At 27.6% G+C, this 22,939-nt stretch carries 19 protein-coding genes; 9 read left to right on the top strand and 10 right to left on the bottom strand.

Features of this window, described 5'->3' with window-relative positions; all coding sequences use genetic code 11:
* Positions 1-182: 182 nt before the first annotated feature.
* The 9 genes from lonB to ACYQ1T_RS09895 all read right to left on the bottom strand — a co-directional run bounded on the left by lonB (position 183) and on the right by ACYQ1T_RS09895 (position 9,968).
* Positions 183-1,838, bottom strand: a complete 1,656-nt coding sequence (gene lonB / locus ACYQ1T_RS09935; RefSeq protein WP_459834438.1) for an ATP-dependent protease LonB — start codon at positions 1,836-1,838, stop codon at positions 183-185.
* A 310-nt stretch (positions 1,839-2,148) separates the two neighbouring features.
* Positions 2,149-3,444 (bottom strand): ATP-dependent Clp protease ATP-binding subunit ClpX, encoded by a 1,296-nt coding sequence (gene clpX / locus ACYQ1T_RS09930; RefSeq protein WP_459834436.1) that lies wholly within the window; start codon positions 3,442-3,444, stop codon positions 2,149-2,151.
* Between the two features lie 33 nt (positions 3,445-3,477).
* Positions 3,478-4,077 (bottom strand): ATP-dependent Clp endopeptidase proteolytic subunit ClpP, encoded by a 600-nt coding sequence (clpP, locus tag ACYQ1T_RS09925; protein ID WP_459834434.1) that lies wholly within the window; start codon positions 4,075-4,077, stop codon positions 3,478-3,480.
* Between the two features lie 157 nt (positions 4,078-4,234).
* A complete protein-coding gene (gene tig, locus ACYQ1T_RS09920) occupies positions 4,235-5,515 on the bottom strand; it encodes a trigger factor (RefSeq protein ID WP_459834432.1) in 1,281 nt (426 codons plus the stop codon).
* A 110-nt stretch (positions 5,516-5,625) separates the two neighbouring features.
* The gene (locus tag ACYQ1T_RS09915) at positions 5,626-6,405 is read right to left on the bottom strand and encodes a hypothetical protein (RefSeq protein WP_459834430.1); all 780 of its coding nucleotides are present in this window, start codon (positions 6,403-6,405) and stop codon (positions 5,626-5,628) included.
* Between the two features lie 80 nt (positions 6,406-6,485).
* Positions 6,486-6,656 carry a hypothetical protein gene (locus tag ACYQ1T_RS09910; RefSeq protein ID WP_459834428.1) on the bottom strand — a complete coding sequence of 57 codons (171 nt, stop codon included), beginning with the start codon at positions 6,654-6,656 and terminating at the stop codon, positions 6,486-6,488.
* A gap of 357 nt (positions 6,657-7,013) precedes the next feature.
* Positions 7,014-8,345 (bottom strand): murein hydrolase activator EnvC family protein, encoded by a 1,332-nt coding sequence (locus tag ACYQ1T_RS09905; protein WP_459834426.1) that lies wholly within the window; start codon positions 8,343-8,345, stop codon positions 7,014-7,016.
* An 18-nt stretch (positions 8,346-8,363) separates the two neighbouring features.
* Positions 8,364-9,611 carry a TcaA 3rd/4th domain-containing protein gene (locus tag ACYQ1T_RS09900; protein ID WP_459834424.1) on the bottom strand — a complete coding sequence of 416 codons (1,248 nt, stop codon included), beginning with the start codon at positions 9,609-9,611 and terminating at the stop codon, positions 8,364-8,366.
* Between the two features lie 15 nt (positions 9,612-9,626).
* Complete coding sequence (locus ACYQ1T_RS09895; protein WP_459834422.1) at positions 9,627-9,968, bottom strand: hypothetical protein; 342 nt, start codon at positions 9,966-9,968, stop codon at positions 9,627-9,629.
* Between the two features lie 146 nt (positions 9,969-10,114).
* On the opposite strand from ACYQ1T_RS09895, the gene ACYQ1T_RS09890 reads away from it, so the two are divergent.
* Positions 10,115-10,882, top strand: a complete 768-nt coding sequence (locus ACYQ1T_RS09890; protein ID WP_459834420.1) for a histidinol phosphate phosphatase — start codon at positions 10,115-10,117, stop codon at positions 10,880-10,882.
* Between the two features lie 80 nt (positions 10,883-10,962).
* On the opposite strand, the gene ACYQ1T_RS09885 is transcribed toward ACYQ1T_RS09890, so the two are convergent.
* Positions 10,963-12,969, bottom strand: coding sequence for a methyl-accepting chemotaxis protein (locus ACYQ1T_RS09885; RefSeq protein ID WP_459834418.1), 2,007 nt, complete (start codon positions 12,967-12,969; stop codon positions 10,963-10,965).
* Between the two features lie 565 nt (positions 12,970-13,534).
* On the opposite strand from ACYQ1T_RS09885, the gene ACYQ1T_RS09880 reads away from it, so the two are divergent.
* The 8 genes from ACYQ1T_RS09880 (at position 13,535) to ACYQ1T_RS09845 (ending at position 22,931) form a co-directional block, all read left to right on the top strand.
* Positions 13,535-14,749, top strand: coding sequence for an argininosuccinate synthase (locus ACYQ1T_RS09880; RefSeq protein WP_459834416.1), 1,215 nt, complete (start codon positions 13,535-13,537; stop codon positions 14,747-14,749).
* A gap of 15 nt (positions 14,750-14,764) precedes the next feature.
* A complete protein-coding gene (gene argH / locus ACYQ1T_RS09875; RefSeq protein WP_459834414.1) occupies positions 14,765-16,165 on the top strand; it encodes an argininosuccinate lyase in 1,401 nt (466 codons plus the stop codon).
* Positions 16,153-17,187: an N-acetyl-gamma-glutamyl-phosphate reductase gene (gene argC / locus ACYQ1T_RS09870; RefSeq protein ID WP_459834412.1), complete on the top strand. Its 1,035-nt coding sequence runs from the start codon at positions 16,153-16,155 to the stop codon at positions 17,185-17,187. The genes argH and argC overlap by 13 nt, the downstream gene beginning before the upstream one ends.
* A gap of 44 nt (positions 17,188-17,231) precedes the next feature.
* Positions 17,232-18,452 (top strand): bifunctional glutamate N-acetyltransferase/amino-acid acetyltransferase ArgJ, encoded by a 1,221-nt coding sequence (gene argJ / locus ACYQ1T_RS09865; RefSeq protein WP_459834410.1) that lies wholly within the window; start codon positions 17,232-17,234, stop codon positions 18,450-18,452.
* A 20-nt stretch (positions 18,453-18,472) separates the two neighbouring features.
* Positions 18,473-19,327: an acetylglutamate kinase gene (gene argB, locus ACYQ1T_RS09860; protein WP_459834408.1), complete on the top strand. Its 855-nt coding sequence runs from the start codon at positions 18,473-18,475 to the stop codon at positions 19,325-19,327.
* 34 nt (positions 19,328-19,361) lie between these two features.
* Positions 19,362-20,537 (top strand): aspartate aminotransferase family protein, encoded by a 1,176-nt coding sequence (locus ACYQ1T_RS09855; RefSeq protein WP_459834406.1) that lies wholly within the window; start codon positions 19,362-19,364, stop codon positions 20,535-20,537.
* A gap of 73 nt (positions 20,538-20,610) precedes the next feature.
* Positions 20,611-21,531, top strand: coding sequence for an ornithine carbamoyltransferase (gene argF / locus ACYQ1T_RS09850; RefSeq protein ID WP_459834404.1), 921 nt, complete (start codon positions 20,611-20,613; stop codon positions 21,529-21,531).
* A gap of 206 nt (positions 21,532-21,737) precedes the next feature.
* Entirely contained in the window at positions 21,738-22,931 is a 1,194-nt protein-coding gene (locus ACYQ1T_RS09845; RefSeq protein ID WP_459834402.1) for a 3D domain-containing protein, read from the top strand.
* The last annotated feature ends 8 nt before the right edge of the window (positions 22,932-22,939 follow it).

The following is a 22,939-nucleotide window of genomic DNA, read 5'->3' as shown; positions in this document are numbered from 1 at the left end:
TTTTTCAATCTTTACAACTAAAAACTACTTATATTATAGCTATTTTACATTATTACCTTATTCTTGTCTATTTTAATTATTAATATAATAAATTAAAATAAAAAAAGATTGTATTATATAAAATATTCATCCAAAATTAATACATAAATTGAATATTTTTAATTTATAATACAATCCTTCTTCTATTCACTTTTAGCTGATAATATTTCCACTTTTCCTTTATTATATACTTCTTTTTCCATAGCTATATCAATTACTTCTTTTAATGTTCTTACTGGTATTACCTCAATACCTTTTAATTCACTAAAGCTATCATTCCAATTCTCTATAGGTATAATAACCTTGTTTGCTCCAGCCTTTTGTGCTGCAGATATTTTAGCAGATGCGCCACCAATAGGCTTAACACTTCCTAATAAACTTATTTCACCAGTCATTGCAACTTTATTATTAACTTTTATATTTTTTACAGCGCTATAAACAGCTGTCGCTATTGTTATACCTGCTGATGGTCCATCTACTGGCATTCCACCTGGTATATTTATATGTATATCATACTTTTCACACTCTAAATTAAACAAATTATTTAGTACAGTTAACACATTTTGAATTGAAGAATAAGCTGTACTTTTTCTTTTTATCTTTCTATTACTACTGCTAATTTCCTCTTCTTCTACTATTCCTGTTACTTTTAATTCACCTTTTCTATGGGAAATGGATCTTGCCGTTGCTTCTATCTCCATCAATATCCCAATATTTGCACCATGTACAGCCAAACCATTAACCATTCCAACTACCGGTTCTTCTTTTACCTTTTTATCTGGAATCTCTATATAATGACCATTTTCTATTACCCATTGAATATCTTCTATTGAAATTTCTTCTCTATTTTCATTAATAGCAACTCCTGAACTTAACTGAATTAAATTAACTACATCTCTACCATTAGTACAATATTTTGATATTATATCTAATCCTTTATCACATATTTTTAATCCAACTTTATTTACTGAATTTTTTGCTATTTTTTTTATTTCATCAGAATGTAATGATCTAAAGAATATTTCTACACATCTTGATCTTATTGCTGGAACTATTTCCTCTGGACTTCTTGTTGTTGCTCCAATTAATCTAAAATCTGCTGGTAAACCATTATCGAATATCTCTCTTATGTAATCTGGCATATTAGGATTTTCACTGCTATAATATGAACTATCTAAAAATACCTTTCTATCTTCAAGAACCTTTAGTAGTTTATTTAATTCTATTGGATGTAATTCTCCTATTTCATCAATAAATAACATCCCACCATGAGCTTTTGTAACCGCCCCTGGTTTTGGTTGTGGAATACCTGCAACCCCTAAGGACCCTGCCCCTTGATATATTGGATCATGTACTGAACCTATTAAAGGATCAGCAATTCCTCTTTCATCAAATCTAATTGTCGTTGCATCTATTTCTATAAACTTTGCATCACTTTTAAAAGGTGATTTGGCCATTTTTTTCGCTTCATCTAAAACTAATCTCGCTGCCGCTGTTTTACCAACACCTGGTGGACCATAAATAATAACATGTTGTGGATTTGGCCCACATAAAGCTGCCTTTAAAGCCTTTATCCCTTCTTCTTGACCTATTATTTCATCAAATGTTGTTGGCCTACTCTTTTCTGTTAATGGCTTTGTTAACTGAATACTTCTCATTTTAGCTAACTTATCCATTTCCTTTGTATTTTCTTTTTCAATTACCACTTTATTAACACTATTACTTTTATTATTGTTTACAATATAATATATAACTAATATCATCATTGTAATTTGTAGAATAACTAAAACCTCTGACATAATATTTCGCATTAAACTTTACAGTAAATGCACTCCTCCCTTCTTCCTCTTATATAAATATTATTAACTTAATAACATTTTAATATTCTATAAAAGAAGGAAATTTCTCCATGATTTTTCTCTATAAATATATATTGTAATACTAAAAAGTGTATAATTTTCTATAACAATAACAAATATTACTTTTTTTATTCTTTATGAAAACTTCTTAGTTTTGAAATTATTATCAATTTATCTATAACTTGGACATTTATTAATTTCCTAAAGAATAAAAAAGCTATCTAAAATATATTTAGATAGCTTTTAACAATTAGGCTGTTTCCATACCTTTTCTTTTCTTAGATTTTTTAGCTTTTAGTTGAGGCCTTACCTCTCCTTCTTGCAACTTAACAACTTCTGGAGATTTTTTTTCCTTTATACAACTTTCATTTATGATAACCTTTGATATACTTTCATCAGAAGGAATATCAAACATTATTTCTACCATCATTTCTTCAACTATGGATCTTAAACCTCTTGCTCCTGTTTTTCTTGAAATAGCCTCATCTGCTATTGCTTTTAAAGCATCATCAGTAAATTCCAATTCAACATTATCTATTTCAAATAACTTTTTATATTGTTTTACTAATGCATTTTTAGGCTTACTTAAAATATTAACTAAAGCATCATTATCTAAAGATTCTAAAGTTACTACTACTGGTAATCTACCAACAAACTCTGGTATTAAACCAAACTTTAATAAATCTCCAGGCATTATATCTTTTAATAATTTGCCCACATCTTTAGTTTGCTTTGATTGAATTTCCGCTCCAAATCCAATTGAACTTACAGTTGTTCTCTTTTCTATTATTTTATCAATTCCATCAAAAGCTCCACCACAAATAAATAAGATATTAGATGTATTTAATTGTAAGAATTCTTGATGAGGATGTTTTCTACCACCTTGTGGTGGTACTGAAGCTGTTGTTCCTTCTAGTATCTTTAATAAGGCTTGTTGAACACCTTCTCCAGACACATCTCTAGTTATTGATGGATTTTCAGATTTCCTTGCAATCTTATCTATTTCATCTATATAGATTATTCCTTTTTCTGCTTTTTCTATATCATAATCAGCATTTTGGATTAATTTTAATAGAATATTTTCAACATCTTCCCCTACATAACCAGCTTCTGTTAATGTTGTAGCATCTGCTATTGCAAATGGAACATTTAAAAACTTAGCTAAAGTTTGCGCTAAAAGTGTTTTACCTGATCCTGTAGGCCCTAATAAAAGTATGTTACTCTTTTGTAGTTCAACTTCATCATCAGCTAAATTTGAATTTATTCTTTTATAGTGATTATACACCGCTACTGATAAAGCTTTCTTTGATTTCTCTTGACCAATAACATATTGATCTAAATAATTTTTTATTTCGTTTGGTTTAGGAAGTGTTTTTGTATCTAATTCTATACCTTCCTCAAATTCATCTGCTATAATTTCAGAACATAAATCTATACATTCATCACAAATATATACACCTGGTCCTGCTATTAATCTTTTTACTTGTTCTTGATTCTTTCCACAGAAAGAACATTTCAATTGTTTCTTATCTTCATATTTAGCCATAAATTCACCTCACTTAGGTTACGCAAAATATTACTACTTATCGCTACCTTTATCATTTTTAGTAATTACTTTATCTACTAATCCATAATTCATAGCTTCATCTGCTGACATAAAGTAATCTCTTTCAACATCAACTTTTATTTTTTCTAATGGTTGATTAGTATTTTCACTTAAAATCTTGTTTAAAGAATCCTTTATCTTTAATATTCTTTTAGCATGAATATCAAAATCAGTTGCTTGACCTTGGAAACCACCTAATGGTTGATGTATCATTATTTCACTATTTGGTAGTGCAAATCTTTTTCCCTTTTCACCTGATGAAAGTAAAAATGATCCCATTGATGCAGCCATACCAATACAAATTGTTGATACATCTGGTTTAATATATTGCATTGTATCATAAATAGCCATTCCTGCCGTAATTGAACCTCCAGGACTATTTATGTAAATGTAAATATCCTTATCTGGATCTTCACTTTCTAAAAATAGTAGTTGTGATACAACTAAGTTTGCTGTAACATCATTGATTTCTCCACTTAGCATGATGATTCTATCTTTTAATAATCTTGAGAAAATATCGTATGATCTTTCCCCTCTACTCGTTTGTTCTACAACCATAGGAACTAAACTCATTTCATTCCCTCCTTCTATATTATTTACCCTATTTTATAATATATCCAAAATTATAAAAAACTAATTATATTAAATTATATAAAATTTTTTTTATTTTGTTAATGGATTATTTGAAATAATTGCCAGAAAAATTTTTTCTGGCAATTATACTAAATATCTATTTATTATTTTCTACTAAGAACTTCACAGTTTTTGCTGTTTTTACATCTGCTGTTAAAGCTTCTTTTTGATTGTTCATTAATAATTCAATCATTTTTTCATCGTTAGCTGAATACATTTTAGCAACTTCTTCTGCTTTTGCTTTTAATTCTTCTTCAGTTACTTCTATGTTCTCTGCTTTTTCTACTGCTTCTAATACTAAATCAGTTTTTACTTTTCTTTCAGCATTTTCTTTCATATAGTCTCTCATCTTAGCAGCATCTGTTCCTGTGAATTGGAAATATTGTTCTAAAGTTAACCCTTGATATTGAAGTCTTTGTTCAAGGTTCTTAACCATTGAATCTATTTCTTTTTCAACCATAATAGCTGGTAACTCAACATTTGCGTTTTCAACAACAGCATTTATTATAGCTTCTTCATGTTCTCTTTCTTCTCTTGCTTTATTGCTTTCTTCCATTTTCTTAGTAATATCTTCTTTAACTTCTGCTAAAGTATCAAAATCAGTTGTTTCTTTTGCAAATTCATCATCTAATTCTGGTAATTCTTTTACTTTTATTTCTTTTATAGCAACTTCAAATTTAGCTGCCTTTCCATTTAATTCTTCCTTACCATAGTTTTCAGGGAATGTTACATTAACTTCAACTTTATCTCCAACCTTAGAACCAATTAATTGGTCTTCAAAGTTATCTATGAAAGTTCCTGATCCTATTTCTAATGAATAATCTGTTCCTTCTCCACCTTGGAATGCAACTTCATCAACAAATCCTTTGAAATCAATAACAGCTATATTACCTTTTTCAATTTCTCCGTCTTCTTTGCTTTCTACTCTAGCATTCTTTTCTTGCATTTCTTTTAACTTAGCGTTTACTTCTTCATCTGAAACATTATATGTTGGTCTTTCTACTTTTAATCCTTTATATTCACCTAATTGAACTTCTGGATAAACTGTTACTTCAGCAGTATAAACGAAATCTTTTCCTTCTTCTGCAGTTATAACATCAACCTTTGGATAATCAACTGGTACTATATTATTTTCCTTTAATACTTCTGGATATGAAGCTTCTATTGCAAAGTTTACTGCATCTTCTAATAAAACTTCTACTCCATAATACTTCTTAACGATAGCCATTGGAACCTTTCCTTTTCTGAATCCAGGCACGTTGAAGTGTTTTGCATTCTTATTATAAGCTTTTAATATAGCTTGATTAAACTTTTCTGCTTCAACCTTTACTTCGAATTTAACAACATTAGTTTCTATTTTTTCCATTTTAGCTTCCATTGTATTCTTCCTCCTAAAATAGTAAATACTATCATAATTGATATAACTACGTTATTATACCATATAGTATTAATTGTTTTCAAATATTTGTTTTTTTATTTTTAGTGTTATTAATTTATAAGATCTCCATCATTATTTACATATTTAACATTACCATCTATTAAAACTTCTAAACCTTTTTCTTTAACTTCACCAAGTTTTACATCTTTTCCTTTTGATCCCCATAAAGTTGTATGTGTGTTGCTTGAAATATCTATAACCCATATATATTTATTTAGATCATATCCAAAGTATGGAACATTACTTATATATGCTATTTTATTATCGTTAATAAATTTTGCTTCTTTATTCCAATAATACCCTTTATAAGTTTCTAATATAATATCCTTTTTAAAAGTTTCTCCCTTGGGTGATGTATAGGAGTCTTTTGTTAAAACTTTTTCTTCTCCTTTATTATTAAATACTTTAATATTTTGACTTTCATCTATAGTTACAACACTTTTTTTATTATTACTAATTGAATAATAGATTCCATCTGGAAGTTCTTTTACTTCTTTTAATATAGCTTCCCCATTTTTATCTTCATACTCAATTTTTAGTACTTTTGAATTATTTACTTTTAACTCTAAAATCTTTACTTCTGGTTCTACAATTTTCTCCTCTAACTCTTTTTCTTCTATTGGCTTTTCTTTTTCTTCCTCTATTTTACCCTTATCTACCCATTGTTGAACCTTAGCTTTTATATTTGTAAAATCAAAGTTTTTTGCTGTCAATACCGCTGCTGTGAATCCTAGTGTAAAAAACGTAACAATAAATATTGTAGTAATAATTCTTCTACGTTTTCTCATTTTTCTTTCATAATCTCTACTAAATATACTAGGTTTTCTCACTGCTTACCTCCTGTTATCTATTAATTAAAATCACATAGATTATACACTACTATCTAAAAAACTATATAGAGATATTTTTTCTATTTTCTCTTTTTACAGCAACCACCTGCTCCTTTTGTCTTACAACATCCCCCTTTAGAAATCATTCCAAGTTCAATCATTTCTTCTGTAGTTAGCTTTACTTCATTTTTAGTGTAATCTTCATAATCTGGAGCATCTTTTAATAAGCTTGCTTTTTCTATCTTAATCATTTAAATTCACCTCTTATTTTAAATTATACATTAGTTTTTCTATTATTTCTTTTATATTTTCCCAATTTATCTTATTTTTTATTTGATAATTTAACATTATTTTCGAAAAAAGTTTTATTTTCGATAAATTTCATAAAAAGTATTGGATTTTCTTTCTAATTATATTATAATAATAATTGTAAATATAATGAAATTTATGTTATATTTTCTCAAATTAGCCCATACCACTTTTTTTAGTAATTTACTAAAAAAAGTTATAATAAAACCCCACAATATGTTCATTTATTCCCTTTCTTAAATGAACATAAAACCCTTTAACCTGTGCAATTATTTGTACAGGTTTTGTTTTATATAAATTTATACATATCCCATAGGGTTAGTATGTTGTCCATTTATTCTTATTTCCCAATGTATATGCGGACCAGTACTCATACCTGTTGAACCTACTAAAGCTATATTTTGTCCCCTTGCTACCTTTTGTCCAACTGATACTAATAAACTATTATTATGAGCATATAAAGTTTGTACGCCTTGTCCATGGTCTATAATAACAGTATTACCATATCCTGAAATCCAACCTACATATGCTACCGTTCCACTTTTTGATGCCTTAACATTAGACCCTTCTGCATCTCCTAAATCAACACCTGTATGAAATCCTGCTTGTCCAGTTACTGGGTTTATTCTTGGCCCATAAGGATCTGTAACTACTCCATATCCTGGTCTTAAAAAACTTTCTTGAGATGGGTCTCCAATAACACCACCACTGGTATTTCCTCCTGCAGATTCTCCAGTATTTCCACTATTATTATTAGCTTGGTTATTACTGCTATTTATACTTGCAAATATATTATCTAATTCCTGTTGAAGCTCCTTATTATATGAAATTAAATCTCCAATTTTATTTGCTATTTCTTTTTCTTTTTCAGAAAGAGAATTTACTAAGTTTGATTTTTGAGATTCTAGTGCCATTAGCTTATTCATTTGCTTTTCTTCTTCTTCTTGCTTAGCTATAAATTCCTTTTGAACACCTTTAAGCTCGTTCTTCTTAGCTACTACAGTTTCCTTCTGTACTTCTATCTCTTTAATAGTTTTAGCTAAAGCTTCTTTTTCTTCTTCAAGATTTTTCTTTAATTCCTTGCTTTGTTTTATTAATCCTTTATCTATATTTATTATTCTAAATATATTATCAATAGTACTAAATAAACTACTAAAACTTTGACTTCTTAATAGCATATAAATATATTGAGTATTTATATCCATTTTATAATAACTTCTAACTCTTTTAGCTAACATCTCTTCTGTTAGTTTAACTTCTTTTTCTTTTTCTTTAATTAAACCTTCTTTACTTTGAATTTCATTTTCAGTTTGCGATATTTTATACTCTATACCATCTATTTCTTTTTGTACATCATCGATTTGATCTTGATAAAATTTAACATCGCTTTTAGCTGCTTCTAATGATTTACTTTGTTCTGTTATATTATTAAGTATTCCATTTAGCTCATTAGATTGATTTTCCTTTTCCGAATTTACTTTATCCTTTTCATTCTCTAGCTTATTTATACTTTCTTTATTATTTTCTATTTTATCTTTTAATGAATTACTAGTTTCAGCCCATGTAACTATATTAACTGTAAAAATTAATGTAATTCCAACAACTGCACCTCTTATAACTCTTCTTTTCACTTGTCATCCCCCTTAATATTACTGTAAACTAAATTTTTGTATATCATCTATTATCCATTTTCCTTCAAAAAACTCCATAGTAGTTAAATACATATCTTCCATAGGTTTTTTAACAAATGGTAATAGTTTTTTATATATACTGTAATTTATTTTTGTAACTATCTTTGCTGTGTATTTATTATTTTCAAATTCAAATTCACTACTTTCGATTTCAGTATTTAATTCACTTAATTCATAATTGTTTTTAAATAAAAAGCTCTTTCTTTCTATTCCATCATAAATCTTTTCTTTTGTTTCTTCTTTTGTTAATCCAATTAAGTTATAATCTCTTTTATTTAACGCTTCAAAAACACTTTCATAAAAGTTTTTAGTAGTATTATTTATATCTGATATTAATTTATCATTAACCATGTTTATGTTTAAGTTTATATTAGGGATATCTGTTACTAAAACTTCTTCTCCCTTTATTTTTCCCCATGGAAATTCTTTTTCTATAAAAATATTAATATTTTTATCTTTAGGGATTGGTCCATAGTTAACTATATCTTTAACCTTTTTTCCAGTATTTTTTTCATTAATAAATACATCTGCATCTTGAAATTTTGAAGACAAACTGATATTAATAGCATTTAAATCTAAAGTTACATTTTCATTTTGCATTAGATAAACTTCTTTTTCATTTTTCACATCACCATAAGGAGTGGATAATTCTCCTCTAATACTATATACTCCAGGAACTAAATTTGTCTTTACCCTTGCACCCTGTAAAAGTTCATTTTCCAAATATATTTTTGCTTCTTTAAAATTAGTTTCAACCTTTATAGATACAGGATGTAACTCTAGATAATAGCTTTTTTCAAAAAACTTTTTCCCTTCTTTTATACTAAAAAGTTTGCTATTTCCATTAGACCTTAAATCTTTAATAATATTATCTACTTTAGAACTATCACCTTTATAATATTTTATTAATGGCTGTAATTCTGAAATCTTAATCTTCTTCCCTTCCATTTTTACATTTCCAGAAATCTTATAACTCTTACCTTGCTTTAAAGCAACCTCTAAGTTTTTAATCAAAGTGTCTTCTGAAGAAATAGAACTTCCTATATAAAATCCAATTCCTAGAAACATAATAACTACTGCTAGAAATATATATTTTCTTCTTTTAAAAAAGCTTTTAAAATTACTTTTTCTAAGTTCTTTTAATTCATTTGTAAATTTAATAAGTTCTTCTTTAATTTTTGAAAAAAAGATCTTTATTTTATCCATTAGGCTTCACTCACTCTATTCTAAAATATCTATTATCCATTTTTTGCAACTTGTGCATTTATATATTCTTATTACAAATAAATCTAATAGCTCTCCAACCTTTGCTTCTCCTAATTTTAAAGCTTCTTCCTTTGTAATAAATTCATCTTCAGAATTTAAAAATCCTGGTATCTCAACTATGTAGTTTTCTTTTGTTTTTTCACAACAATCATTTAGATCTACAACCTCTATTTTTTCATAATCTAATGAACTACTTAGTTCTTCTATAATAGGCAATATATCTTCAAACTCTTCTATCTCATCTAAAAATTCTTCCTTATAAAACACTAAATCCTTTATTCTGAATAATTCTCTCATATTGCGCCACCTTTTTCGTTGATTTTATATTTATTTTATCCTTATTGATAGGATATATCAAGGAAATTAATAGTATTAACTTTAATATTAATTTAGTTATGTTATAATTTAGTAAATATTTATAACTTTTATGGAGGTAAAATATTATGATTTTTGATAGCCATATGCATTCAAAATTTTCTACTGATAGTAATATGAAAATTACTGATGCAATTTCAACTGCAAAAGAAAAAAATCTTGGAATTATAATAACTGATCATATGGATTTAGATTACCCTTCTTTAAATGAATTTAAATTTCATGTTCCATCTTATTTTAAAGAATATGAAAACTATCGTTGCCATTCACTATGCCTTGGAATAGAAATAGGTCTTGCTGAAAGTACACTTATAGAAAATGAACAATTAACATCATCTTATAATTTTGACTTTGTACTGGGTTCTATTCATAATGTTAATAACATGGATATATATTTAGATTATGTGAAAACTAATTATTCTAAAAGAGAATTAATTCAATACTATTTGGAAAATATGCTTAATTGTATTAAGCTTTATAACAACTTCGACTCATTATCACATATAGATTATTTATGTAGATATACTTCATTTGAAAATAATGAAATAGATGTAACTTTATATAAAGATATTTTAAGTGAAATATTTAAAACATTACTTTCTAAGAATAAAGTAATAGAATTAAATACAGCACGATTAAATAATAAAACTTCAAGAGACTCACTTTTAGAAATTTATAAACTTTATAAGGATTTAGGTGGAAAATATGTAACTTTAGGCTCTGATGCACATACCCTTAATTCTATAGGTAGAAATTTTAATGTTGCTCAAGATATGATAAGTATTCTTAATCTTAAAGGAGTTTATTTTAAAGATCGTAATATACAACTATTTTAATCAATACGTTAATAAAACCCTTGTTAAATAGATACCTCTTTAATCTACTTAACAAGGGTTCTTACTTTATATAAATTATTTTATATTTTAAACTTTTGAATTAATGTATTTAGATTTTCTGAATAATCTTTTAATATCTCAGATTGTTGAGCCATTTCTTGTAGTCCTGATGACTGCTCTTCTGATGCCGCACTTACCTCTTCAGTAATAGCTGCTGTTTCTTGTGATACAGCAGCAACTTCTGATATCTTTGAAACAACCGTATCTTTATTTTCATTTATTTTATCTAACGAAGTATTAAATAATTTTATATTTTCCTCTAAAGTATTAATCATATTATTAATTATTTCAAACTTATCTTGTGTTACCTCTAAACTTTCTCCTGTTTCTTCATTTAACTTTTCAGTAGTTTTGGTTTCTTCATAAAGTTCCTTTATGCTTCCCTTTATCTCAGCTATTACTCTATTAATTTCTTCTGCTGATTTTGCTGATTCTTCTGCTAATTTTCTAACTTCTTCTGCCACAACAGCAAATCCTTTTCCAACTTCACCTGCTCTTGCTGCTTCTATACTTGCATTTAACGCAAGAAGGTTTGTTTGATCTGTAATAGTTCTGATTGTATCAATTATAATTCCTATTTCTTCTGATTTAGTCGATAATATATCTACCTTGCTTGAAATGTTATTACTAGCATCTCTATTTTTTTCATAAGTTCTACTTAAATTCTCTAAAGCTATTGCCCCCTCTTTTGAAGACCCTTTAACTTCATTGGATGCTTCTAGCATCTTTTTAGAATTAACTATAGATTTATTAACTTCACCTTCTAATATATTTACTTTATTTACACTTGAATCTAACTCAGCTGCTTGATCTGTTGCTCCCTCTGCTATTTGTTGTATTGATTTTGCTACTTCCTCACCAACGCTACTAGATTCTTTTATTATTCCAAATAATGTTTCTGATCCCTCATTTACTTTACTTGCTGCTTCTTTTACACCACTTAAAAGCACTACCATATCATCAATTACCGTATTTAATGCATTAATCATAGATTTTATTTCTTCATTATAGTAGAACTTTAATGAAACTTTTTCTGTAAAATCTCCACCTTTTATTTTATCCAATATTGCTACTACTTGATTTATTGGATTTGTTAATTTACCTATAAAAATCTTTGCAAATATACTAGCTAAAATTATTATTACTAAAAATATTGCTAAAGGAACTAAAATTGCTTTTAAAAGTACCATAAACAATTCACTCTTTGGTACAAATATTGCTATAGTTAATCCACTTTCTTTTTCTATTGCTTTATAAGTTAAATAAGAATTATCATCTATTGTTATATCTTTCTTAGAGTTATTATCTATTTTTTCAACTTCTTCTATCCATGAATAATCCTTAGAAGTTTTACCTATTAAACTACTATCTTTATGAGCAATAATAGTTCCATCAGGACTTAAAATACTAACAAAAGCTTTATTTCCTAATTCCATTTTTTGAACTATATTAGAAAATCTATCAAGATTTTTATCTAAAGCTATAACCCCTTGCACTTCACCTTTATCATTTTTTACCAATTTAGAATAAGTAACAACTATTTTTTTGCTTCCTATATCTTCATACGGTGGAGATACTACAACTTGTGATGGATTATTTATTGCTGCCTTATACCACTCCCTACTCCTTGGATCAAAATCTTTTCCCAAATCTTCAGAAGGTGCTTCTATAAACTTTCCATTTTCAAGTCCCATATATACAAACATCATATCTTCATTTGTTTTTATATAGCTTTGCATATCCTTTTCAAGCCATATCATTTCAGCATTTTTATTATCATTAGCTCCTTTAGCATTTGCATTTATAGATAAATATTCTATATCCGATATGCTATTTAAATGACTATTACTTACAGCCTCTTGTATTGTTTCTATACCATTTTTATTAATTATCTCTAGATACTTATTTATATTACTACTAAGAGAATAAAAATTTACTATTCCCATTATTAAAATAGGTATTATTGATGTTAAAAGTAAAAATTGGAATATCTCTCTTTTTAAAGTCCTTTTTTTGTTATTTTTCATTTTTTCCCCCTTGTTTAAAGTTCCCTATTTATTGCTTTTCAAATTTTCTGAACTTATATACTTTATTATCGTAATATATAAAATTGAGTTTAGATAAAAGCAACTAAATTTCAACATTTTTTTATTTAATTTATTTGTTTTTTTAAATAAATATTTATATTAATTAAAAAAGGTCTTATATAATTATTTTTAAGTGTATAAATATTAACTACATACTCTTTAATCTAACTAATCTTTTTTTACTTAAATTTAAATCTACCAAAAACTCTCCCCACTATATAATTTTATAATTATGCATAAATAATTATATATTTTTATTAACTTACACCACTCCAAGTACTTAAGTGATTCCTTTTAAAACACTATATAACAGCTTTATAACTTGTGTAATTTCTTTCAAAAGTGTCTACAACTTTGCTTTCTAATAATATTACAAAAATATTTATGAATAATTTTAATTTTATATTGCATAATTATTCATAAATATGTATAATTATAAACATCAATTTGATTCCAGTTTTTACAATCAAAAATATGTTTTAAATTTTATAAGGGGGCTTTTAATATGAAAAAATATAATAAAGTAGTTTTAGCTTATTCAGGAGGATTAGATACATCTATAATTATTTCTTGGCTTAAAGAAACTTATGGTTGCGAAGTAATTGCAGTAGTTGGAAATGTTGGACAAAAAGATGAATTAGTAGGTTTAGAAGAAAAAGCACTTATGACCGGGGCATCAAAGTGTTATATAGAAGATTTAACTAATGAATTCGTAAATGAATATATTTTCCCTACTATTCAAGCAAATGCAATATATGAAGGAAAATATCTTCTAGGAACTTCTTTTGCAAGACCAATAATAGGAAAGCGTATTGTTGAAATAGCATTAGAAGAAGGTGCCGATGCAATTTGTCATGGATGTACAGGAAAAGGTAATGACCAAGTCAGATTCGAGCTTGCTATTAAAGCTTTTGCACCTGATATGCCAATTATTGCACCTTGGAGAATATGGGATATTAAATCTCGTGAAGAAGAAATTGAATATGCTTTAGATAGAAAGATTCCAATCTCTATTAGTTACGAAACAAACTATAGTAAAGATAAAAATTTATGGCACTTAAGTCATGAAGGTCTTGATTTAGAGTTTCCTGAAAATGAACCTAAATACGAAAAAATATTGGAAATGTCAAATACTCTTGAAAATGCACCTAACACTCCTACCTATATAACTTTAACTTTTGAAAAAGGAATTCCAGTTGCATTAAATGGCAAAAAACTTGATGGTGTTTCTTTAATAGAGAAGCTAAATAAACTTGGTGGCGAAAATGCCATAGGTATTATAGACATGGTAGAAAATAGACTTGTTGGCATGAAATCTAGAGGTGTATATGAAACCCCAGGTGGAACTATTTTATATAAAGCTCATAAAGATTTAGAAGAAATTTGTTTAGATAAAGAAACTTCTCACTATAAAGAAATAATAGCTTTAAAATTTGCTGATATTGTCTATAATGGCTTATGGTACACTCCTCTTAGAGAAGCTCTTCAATCTTTTGTAGAAAAAACTCAAGAAAATGTTACAGGCGAAGTAAAGCTAAAGTTATACAAAGGTAATATAGTTAATGCAGGCATGACTTCTAAGTATTCATTATATAGTGAGGAATATGCAACTTTTGGAGAAGATGTAGTGTATAATCAAAAAGATTCAGCTGGATTTATAAACTTATTTGGATTACCTATTACTGTAAAAGCAAAAATGGATGCGCTAATTAATAAATAAAGGATAGTGAAATATATGAAACTTTGGGGTGGACGATTTGAAAAAGGAGTTAATAATCTTGTAAATGACTTTAACTCTTCAATAAAAATAGATTCAAGAATGTATAAAGAAGATATAATAGGAAGCCTTGCTCATGTTAAAATGCTTGGAAAACAAAATATTATATCTAAAAAAGATAGTGAAAAAATATATGACGGTCTTAATACAATACTAAAACGTCTAGAAAATAACGTTATTAAAATAGATGAATGTGCTGAAGATATTCACAGTTTTATAGAAAGTACCTTAACTTACTATATTGGAGATGAAGGAAAAAAGCTTCACACTGGCAGAAGTAGAAATGATCAAGTTACTCTTGACACTAAATTATATTTAAAAAAATATCTAGTACAAATTTGTAATGATATTTTAAACCTTCAATTTATTCTTTATAAAATAGCAAATGAAAATATTAAAACAATAATGCCAGGATATACTCATATGCAAAAGGCTCAACCTATAACTTTTGCACATCACATATTAGCCTATTGTGAAATGTTTAAAAGAGATTTAAGTAGAGTTTTAGATTGCTATAAAAGACTTGATGAAATGCCCCTTGGAAGTGGTGCATTAGCAACTTCTACTTATCTACTTGATAGAAACTTAGTAGCTAATGAACTTGGATTTTCAAAGATAACATTAAATAGTCTAGATTCAGTATCTGATAGAGATTATGTAATTGAAACACTTTCATGCTTATCTATGATAATGATGCACCTTTCAAGATTTTCTGAAGAAATTATACTATGGTGTACTAATGAGTTTAATTTTATTGAGCTCTCTGATGAATATAGTACCGGAAGTAGTATTATGCCTCAAAAGAAAAATCCCGATGTTGCTGAACTTGTCAGAGGTAAAACAGGTAGGGTTTATGGTGATTTAATAACAATGCTAACAGTTATGAAAGGAATCCCCCTAGCCTATAATAAGGATATGCAAGAGGACAAAGAAGCTTTATTTGATGGCTTAGATACAGTTTCACTCTCACTTAGAACTTTTTCTGGAATGATTGAAACAATGAAAATAAACAAAGATGTAATGAAAAAAGGCGCTTCTTTGGGATTCACAAATGCTACTGACGTTGCTGATTATCTAGTGAAAAAAGGTATGGCCTTTAGAAATGCTCATGAAATAGTTGGAGAAATAGTTTTATATTGTATAAAAGAAAATATTTCTATTGAAGAGTTACCTTTAGAAGTTTTTAAAAATTTCTCCCCTATTTTTGATAACGATATATATGAAGCCATTGATTTAATAACTTGTGTAGAAGAAAGAAAAGTATTTGGTGGTCCAAGCTTAACTTCCATTAAAGCTCAACTTCTATCATTACTAGAATTTATAAATGAAAGAAAGGAATATGTAAAATGTTTAAAGTAGGAATAATAGGTGCTACTGGATATGTAGGCGCTGAACTAGTTAGAATACTTCTAAATCATCCTACTGTTATCCTAAATTCTATAAGTTCAGTTTCTTATGAAAACCAAAATATTTCTGATATTTATCAAAATTTATTTTCCCATACACATTTAAAACTTGTATCACAAGAAGAGATTATAGAAAATTGTGATATTATTTTTTCTGCTCTTCCTCATGGTTTAAGCGAAGATATAGCAAAGAAATGTTTTGATAACAATAAAATTTGTATAGATCTTGGAGCTGATTTTAGGCTTAATAATGAAGAAAATTATAAACTTTGGTATGGAAAAGAGTATAAACATAAAACCCTTCACAAGTTTAGTTTATATGCTTTACCAGAATTAAATAGAGATAAAATTAAACTTTGCAAAATAATTGCAAATCCTGGTTGTTATCCTACTTCAATAAATCTTGGATTACTTCCAGCATTAAAAAATTCTTTAATTGAAACTAACAATATAATATGTGATTCAAAATCTGGAACAACTGGTGCTGGAAGAGGACTATCTTTAAAAACTCATTATCCTGAAACAAATGAAAATTTTGCTCCATATGCAATAGGTTCTCACAGACATACATCAGAGATTGAAGAATGTTTATCTACTATAGCTAACAAAGAAGTTAGCGTAACTTTTACACCTCACCTTCTTCCAATAAATAGAGGTATATTATCCACAATTTACTGTACGCCTAAACCTAACCTTAACCTTGAAGAAATTTATAAAGTATATTGTGAAACTTATAAAGATGAACCCTTTGTTCATGTTCTTCCATTAGGTGAAACAGCTTCTATTAAAAATATTAAGTATACCAATAATTGCCATATATCATTACATTTAAATCATAAAAAAAATGGATTAATAATTATAAGCACTATTGATAATATGCTTAAAGGAGCGGCTGGACAAGCAGTTCAAAATATGAATATTATTTTAGGTGTTAATGAAAAAACAGGGCTAGATTTCATAGCACCAGCATTTTAAGTAAATAATTATTTAGAGTTTTATACAATAAGGGGGCTATTTAAATGAACATATCTAAAAATTTAACTATAACTTCTCCAATTGGTTTTTTAGCTTCTGGAATACATTGTGGTTTAAAGAAAAGCAGTTTAAAACTTGATTTAGCTCTAATTTATTCTGAAGTTCCTTCAAACGCTGCTGGAGTTTATACAAAAAATAAAGTAAAGGGAGCTCCTATTTATATAACTAAAGAGCACTTAAAAAATAAAAAGGCACGAGCTATTATAATTAATAGTGGAAATGCTAATACCTGCAATGGTGAAGATGGACTATTAAAAGCAAAGAAAATGGCTGAATTACAAGCTAAAAATTTAAAAATAAAAACAGCTGATGTATTAGTAGCTTCTACCGGAGTAATAGGTGTTCCTTTAAATATAGATGCAATAAAAAATGGAATTCCACTTCTTACAAATAAATTATCTAAAGAAGGTTCTTCTTATGCAGCTAGTGCAATAATGACTACTGATACTTTCAAAAAAGAACTTGGGATAGAATTTGAGATTACTAATAAAAAAATTACACTTGGAGCAATTGCAAAAGGTTCAGGAATGATTGAACCAAATATGGGAACAATGCTTTCTTTTTTAACAACAGATTTAAATATTTCTTCTGACCTTCTACAGGACGCATTAAAGGAAAGTACTAAAATTAGCTATAACAGAGTCAGTGTAGATGGGGATACAAGTACTAATGATATGGTTTTAATACTAGCTAATGGATTAGCTGAAAATAAAAAAATAACAGAAAAAAATAATGATTATTATACATTTTTAGAAGCATTAAATACACTAAATATAAGTATAGCCAAGCTTATAGCTAAAGATGGTGAAGGAGCTACTAAACTTATAGAGTGTATTGTATCTGGGGCAAAATGTGAAAAAGATGCTGATAAACTATCTAAAAGCGTAATAAACTCTAATTTAGTTAAAACAGCTATATTTGGTAGTGATGCTAATTGGGGAAGAATACTATGTGCTTTAGGCTATTCTGGAATAAACATAACACCATCTAAAATTGACCTTTCCTTTAAAAGTTCCGTTGGTAAAATTCAAATATGTACAAATGGTTCTGGATTAAACTTCGATGAGAAAAAAGCTAAAGAAATACTTCTTGAAAATGAAGTTACTATTTTGATAAATCTAAATGATGGCCACTACTCTTCAATAGCTTGGGGCTGTGATTTAAGCTATGACTACGTAAAAATAAATGGAGATTATAGAAGTTAAATATAAGGGGGCTTTAAAATATGAATCATTCTGAACATGCTAGTATATTGGTACAAGCTCTCCCATATATACAAAGCTTATATGGGAAAATAGTAGTTGTTAAATATGGTGGTAATGCAATGATAAGTGAAGAACTTAGAGAAACTGTTATCAATGATATTATTCTTATGAAATGTATTGGAATACAACCGGTTGTAATACATGGTGGTGGTCCAGATATATCTAACTTTTTAAATAAAATTGGAGAAGAAAGTACTTTTATAAACGGACTTAGATATACAGATGAAAATACTATAGATATAGTTCAAATGGTTCTTGCAGGTAAAGTTAATAAAGACTTAGTTACTTTAATAGAAAGTTCTGGTGGAAAAGCACTAGGCTTGTGCGGAATGGATGGATCTCTTATTAAGGCAAAAAAATTAAAAAAGGAAGTTGATTTAGGATATGTTGGAGAAATTTCATCTATTAATACAGATATTTTAAATATAGCTATGTCATCTGGATATATTCCAGTTATAGGTTCTGTAGCACTAGGAGAAGAAAATAATCAAATTTATAATATAAATGCTGATACATGTGCAGCTAAAATCGCTTCTGCTTTAAAAGCTGAAAAACTTATTTTGCTTACAAACGTTCCAGGTGTAATGTCTGACTCATCTAATAAAAATACTCTAATCTCTACTTTAAGGCTTCATGAAGTGAAAAAGCTTACTATGGATAACATAATAAAAGGTGGCATGATACCTAAAATAGATTGTTGTGTTGAAGCTATTAGAATGGGTGTTAAAAAAGCACATATAATAGATGGCAGAATTAAGCATTCAATCTTACTTGAATTACTGTCTAATGAAGGAATCGGAACAATGATTTACTAACTTTAAATATCGATTATTTTAGGGGGCTATATTTATGATTAATAACTCAAATCCCTTAATGAATACCTACTCCTATCTACCAGTTAATTTAGTTAAGGGAAACAAATGTAAATTATATGATAATAACAATAAAGAATATATAGATTTTACAAGTGGCATTGGTGTTAATAGCCTAGGTTATAACCATACAGCCTGGATTGAAGCTGTTAAAGTTTCAGCTTCTACCCTTCATCATATATCAAATTTATTTCTAAATGAAAATACATTAAAATTAGCTAATAAACTTACCTCTCTTTCTAAAATGGATAAAGTTTTCTTTTCTAATTCAGGAGCTGAAGCTAATGAAGGTGCTATAAAACTTGCAAGAAAATATAGTTTTGATAAATACGGCTTTGATAGAAATAAAATATTAACTTTAAAACAGTCCTTTCACGGTAGAACGCTAGCTACTTTAAAGGCAACTGGACAAGATAAATTTCACAACTATTTCTTCCCCTTTCCTGATGGATTTGATTACGTAGAAGCTAATAATATTGATAACTTCAAATCCAAACTAACTAATAATGTTTGTGCAATACTTATGGAGTCTATTCAAGGTGAGGGTGGTGTATTTCCTTTAGATAATATCTTTGTACAAGAGGTAGTTGAAATATGTAATAAAAAAGATATTTTGGTTATTTTTGATGAAGTTCAATGTGGAATTGGAAGAACAGGTAAATTATTTGGATTTAATCACTTTAATATAAATCCAGATATAATTACATTTGCTAAAGGAATAGGTGGAGGACTCCCTATTGGTGGATTCTTATGCAATAAAAAATTATCTACCGTTCTAAACCCTGGTGATCATGGAACAACTTATGGTGGAAACCCTGTTGCTTGCTCTGCAGCTTTAGTAGTCTTAGATACTATATGCAATGATGAAATTTATAGAGAAATAAGTAAAAAAGGTGAACTTATAAAAAAATCATTAGAAGCTCTTAATTCACCTGTTATAAAAGAAATTAGAGGGCATGGTTTGATGATAGGAATAGAAACAACTTTAGAATCATCTTTAATTCAAAGAGAAGCTTTATCTAAAGGATTATTAACATTAACTGCTGGTAAAAATGTTATAAGATTACTTCCTCCGCTTATTATAGATTATGAAGATTTATCTAAAGGAATAGAAATATTATCAAATTCAATAAATAAGTTAAGTAAAAATTAATATTAGGAATTTAATATATTTAAATTAATCTTGGTTTACATATATTATTTCTAATTAAATAAGGGGGCATATTATGGAAAAAGATTTATTAAAAATGGAGAATCTATCTAAAGAAGAAATCCTTGATATATTAAATCTTGGGGATCAATTAAAATACGAAAAGAAGCATGGAATAGAACATCATCACTTAAAGGGAAAATCTCTCGGAATGATATTTGAAAAATCATCTACTAGAACTAGAGTATCCTTTGAAGTTGGAATGTATGACTTAGGAGGTTATCCCCTATTCTTAAGTTCAAAGGATCTCCAAATAGGCCGTGGAGAACCTATAGAAGATACCTCTAGAGTTTTATCTAGATACTTAGATGGAATAATGATAAGAACCTTTGAACAAAAAGAAGTTGAAACTTTAGCTGAATGTTCTTCTATCCCTATAATAAACGGGTTAACTGATGATGAACATCCATGTCAAGTTCTTGCAGATTTAATGACAATTAGAGAAAATAAAAATCTTCTTGAAGGCTTAAAGGTTGCTTATATAGGTGATGGAAACAATATGGCACACTCTTTAATAATAGGTTGTTTAACTGTTGGAATGCATATTTCAATTGCAACTCCAAATGACTATAAACCAAAAGATTATTATATAAATAAAGGTATTGAAATATCAAAAAAAGAAAATTTAAATTTTATAATTACTTCCTCACCTAAAGATGCAATAAAAGATGCTGATGTTGTTATTACTGATGTTTGGGCTAGTATGGGTAAAGAAAGTGAAGCTACTAAAAGAATACGAGATTTTAAAGACTTTAAAGTAAATTCTAATTTAATGGAACTAGCAAAAGCTAATGCTATAGTTCTTCATTGTTTACCTGCTCATAGAGAAGAAGAAATTTCTAATGAAATATTTGAAAAACACTCCAGTATTATCTTTGAAGAGGCAGAAAATAGACTTCATGCCCAAAAAGCTATATTAGTTAAATTATTAAAATAACTGATACTTTATAACTAGAAGAACTTAGTTTTTTTAAGTTCCTCTAGTTATTTTTATTATTTAATTAATTCAAAAGCCCTAATTATTTACAGTTTATTTCACATTATATTCATTCCAAATTTATACTATTTGACAAAACCATAATAATGTAGTGTATACTATGTACTATATATTTTTGACTATAATAAAATATGGAGGTTGACTTTATGGCAAAAAAAATTGTATGTTGTCTTGCAATAATAGCTTTGTCTTTAAGTGCAAGTTACACTACATTTGCAGAACCAAATACAACTGAAAGACAAACTATAGAAGAAAGTAAAATAAAATATCAACAACTTGATAATCAAACTTTAGAAATTAATTCAGAAATTACAAAACTAAATAATGAAATTGAAGAATTAAATAATTCTATCCTTAAAAATAATGATGAAATAGACTCAACTACAATTCAAATTAATTTAATAAACTCACAAATGGAAGATGCAAAAAAGAATATAGAGGAAAATCAAAAAACTTTAGATAATAGAATACGTTCTATGTATAAAAGTAATTTAACAGCAAGTACACTTTCTTATTTAATAACTTCTGAAAGTATATTTGATATGTTTAATAGGGTACAAGCTATTTCAAAAATTATTCAACTTGATAAGCAAATTATTAGTGATATAAAAGAAAAAACTAAATTTTTAGAAGAAAGTTCTGATAGTCTTAAGAAAAAAAATAATGATCTTAATTATTTAAGGGAATCTATGGAGAATGATTTAAATAAATTAGTTGAAAAACAAAAAACACAAGAAAATACATTAGCTGATTTAAATGCTAAGAAAGAAGAAATGTCTTCATTAATTGAAGCTAACGAGAAAGAACTTATTTCTCACCCTATTGCTGTTATTAACTCAGATTCATCTACAAGTTCTCAATTACAAGAAGCTATTAATACTTTACAATTTTTAATTCCTCAACTTAATAGTGAATATGTAATTGGATTATCTCAAGATGCTATTTCTGCAGGTAATGCTAGAATACAAGAAATTACAAATTTAAATAATATATCTAATAGCTCAAATAATTCAACTTCCAATAACCAAAGTACACCAGATAAATTAATTACTACATTTACAATGTCAGCTACTGCATATAGTGGTGGAACTTTAACTGCTATGGGCTTAAAACCTATACGAGATCCAAATGGCATAAGTACAATAGCTGTTGATCCATCTGTTATCCCCCTTGGGTCTAAGGTCTTTGTTGAAGGCTATGGATATGCTATAGCTTCTGATACTGGCGGTGCAATTAAAGGAAATAAAATTGATTTATATCTTAATACTCATGAGGAATGTATTGCTTTTGGAAGGCAAAATGTAACATTACAATTAGTTGCTAAACCTGGTGAATGGTAAAATATAAA

This window comes from Clostridium carnis (assembly GCF_054657435.1).
This window is presented reverse-complemented; position numbering and strand designations above follow the sequence as displayed.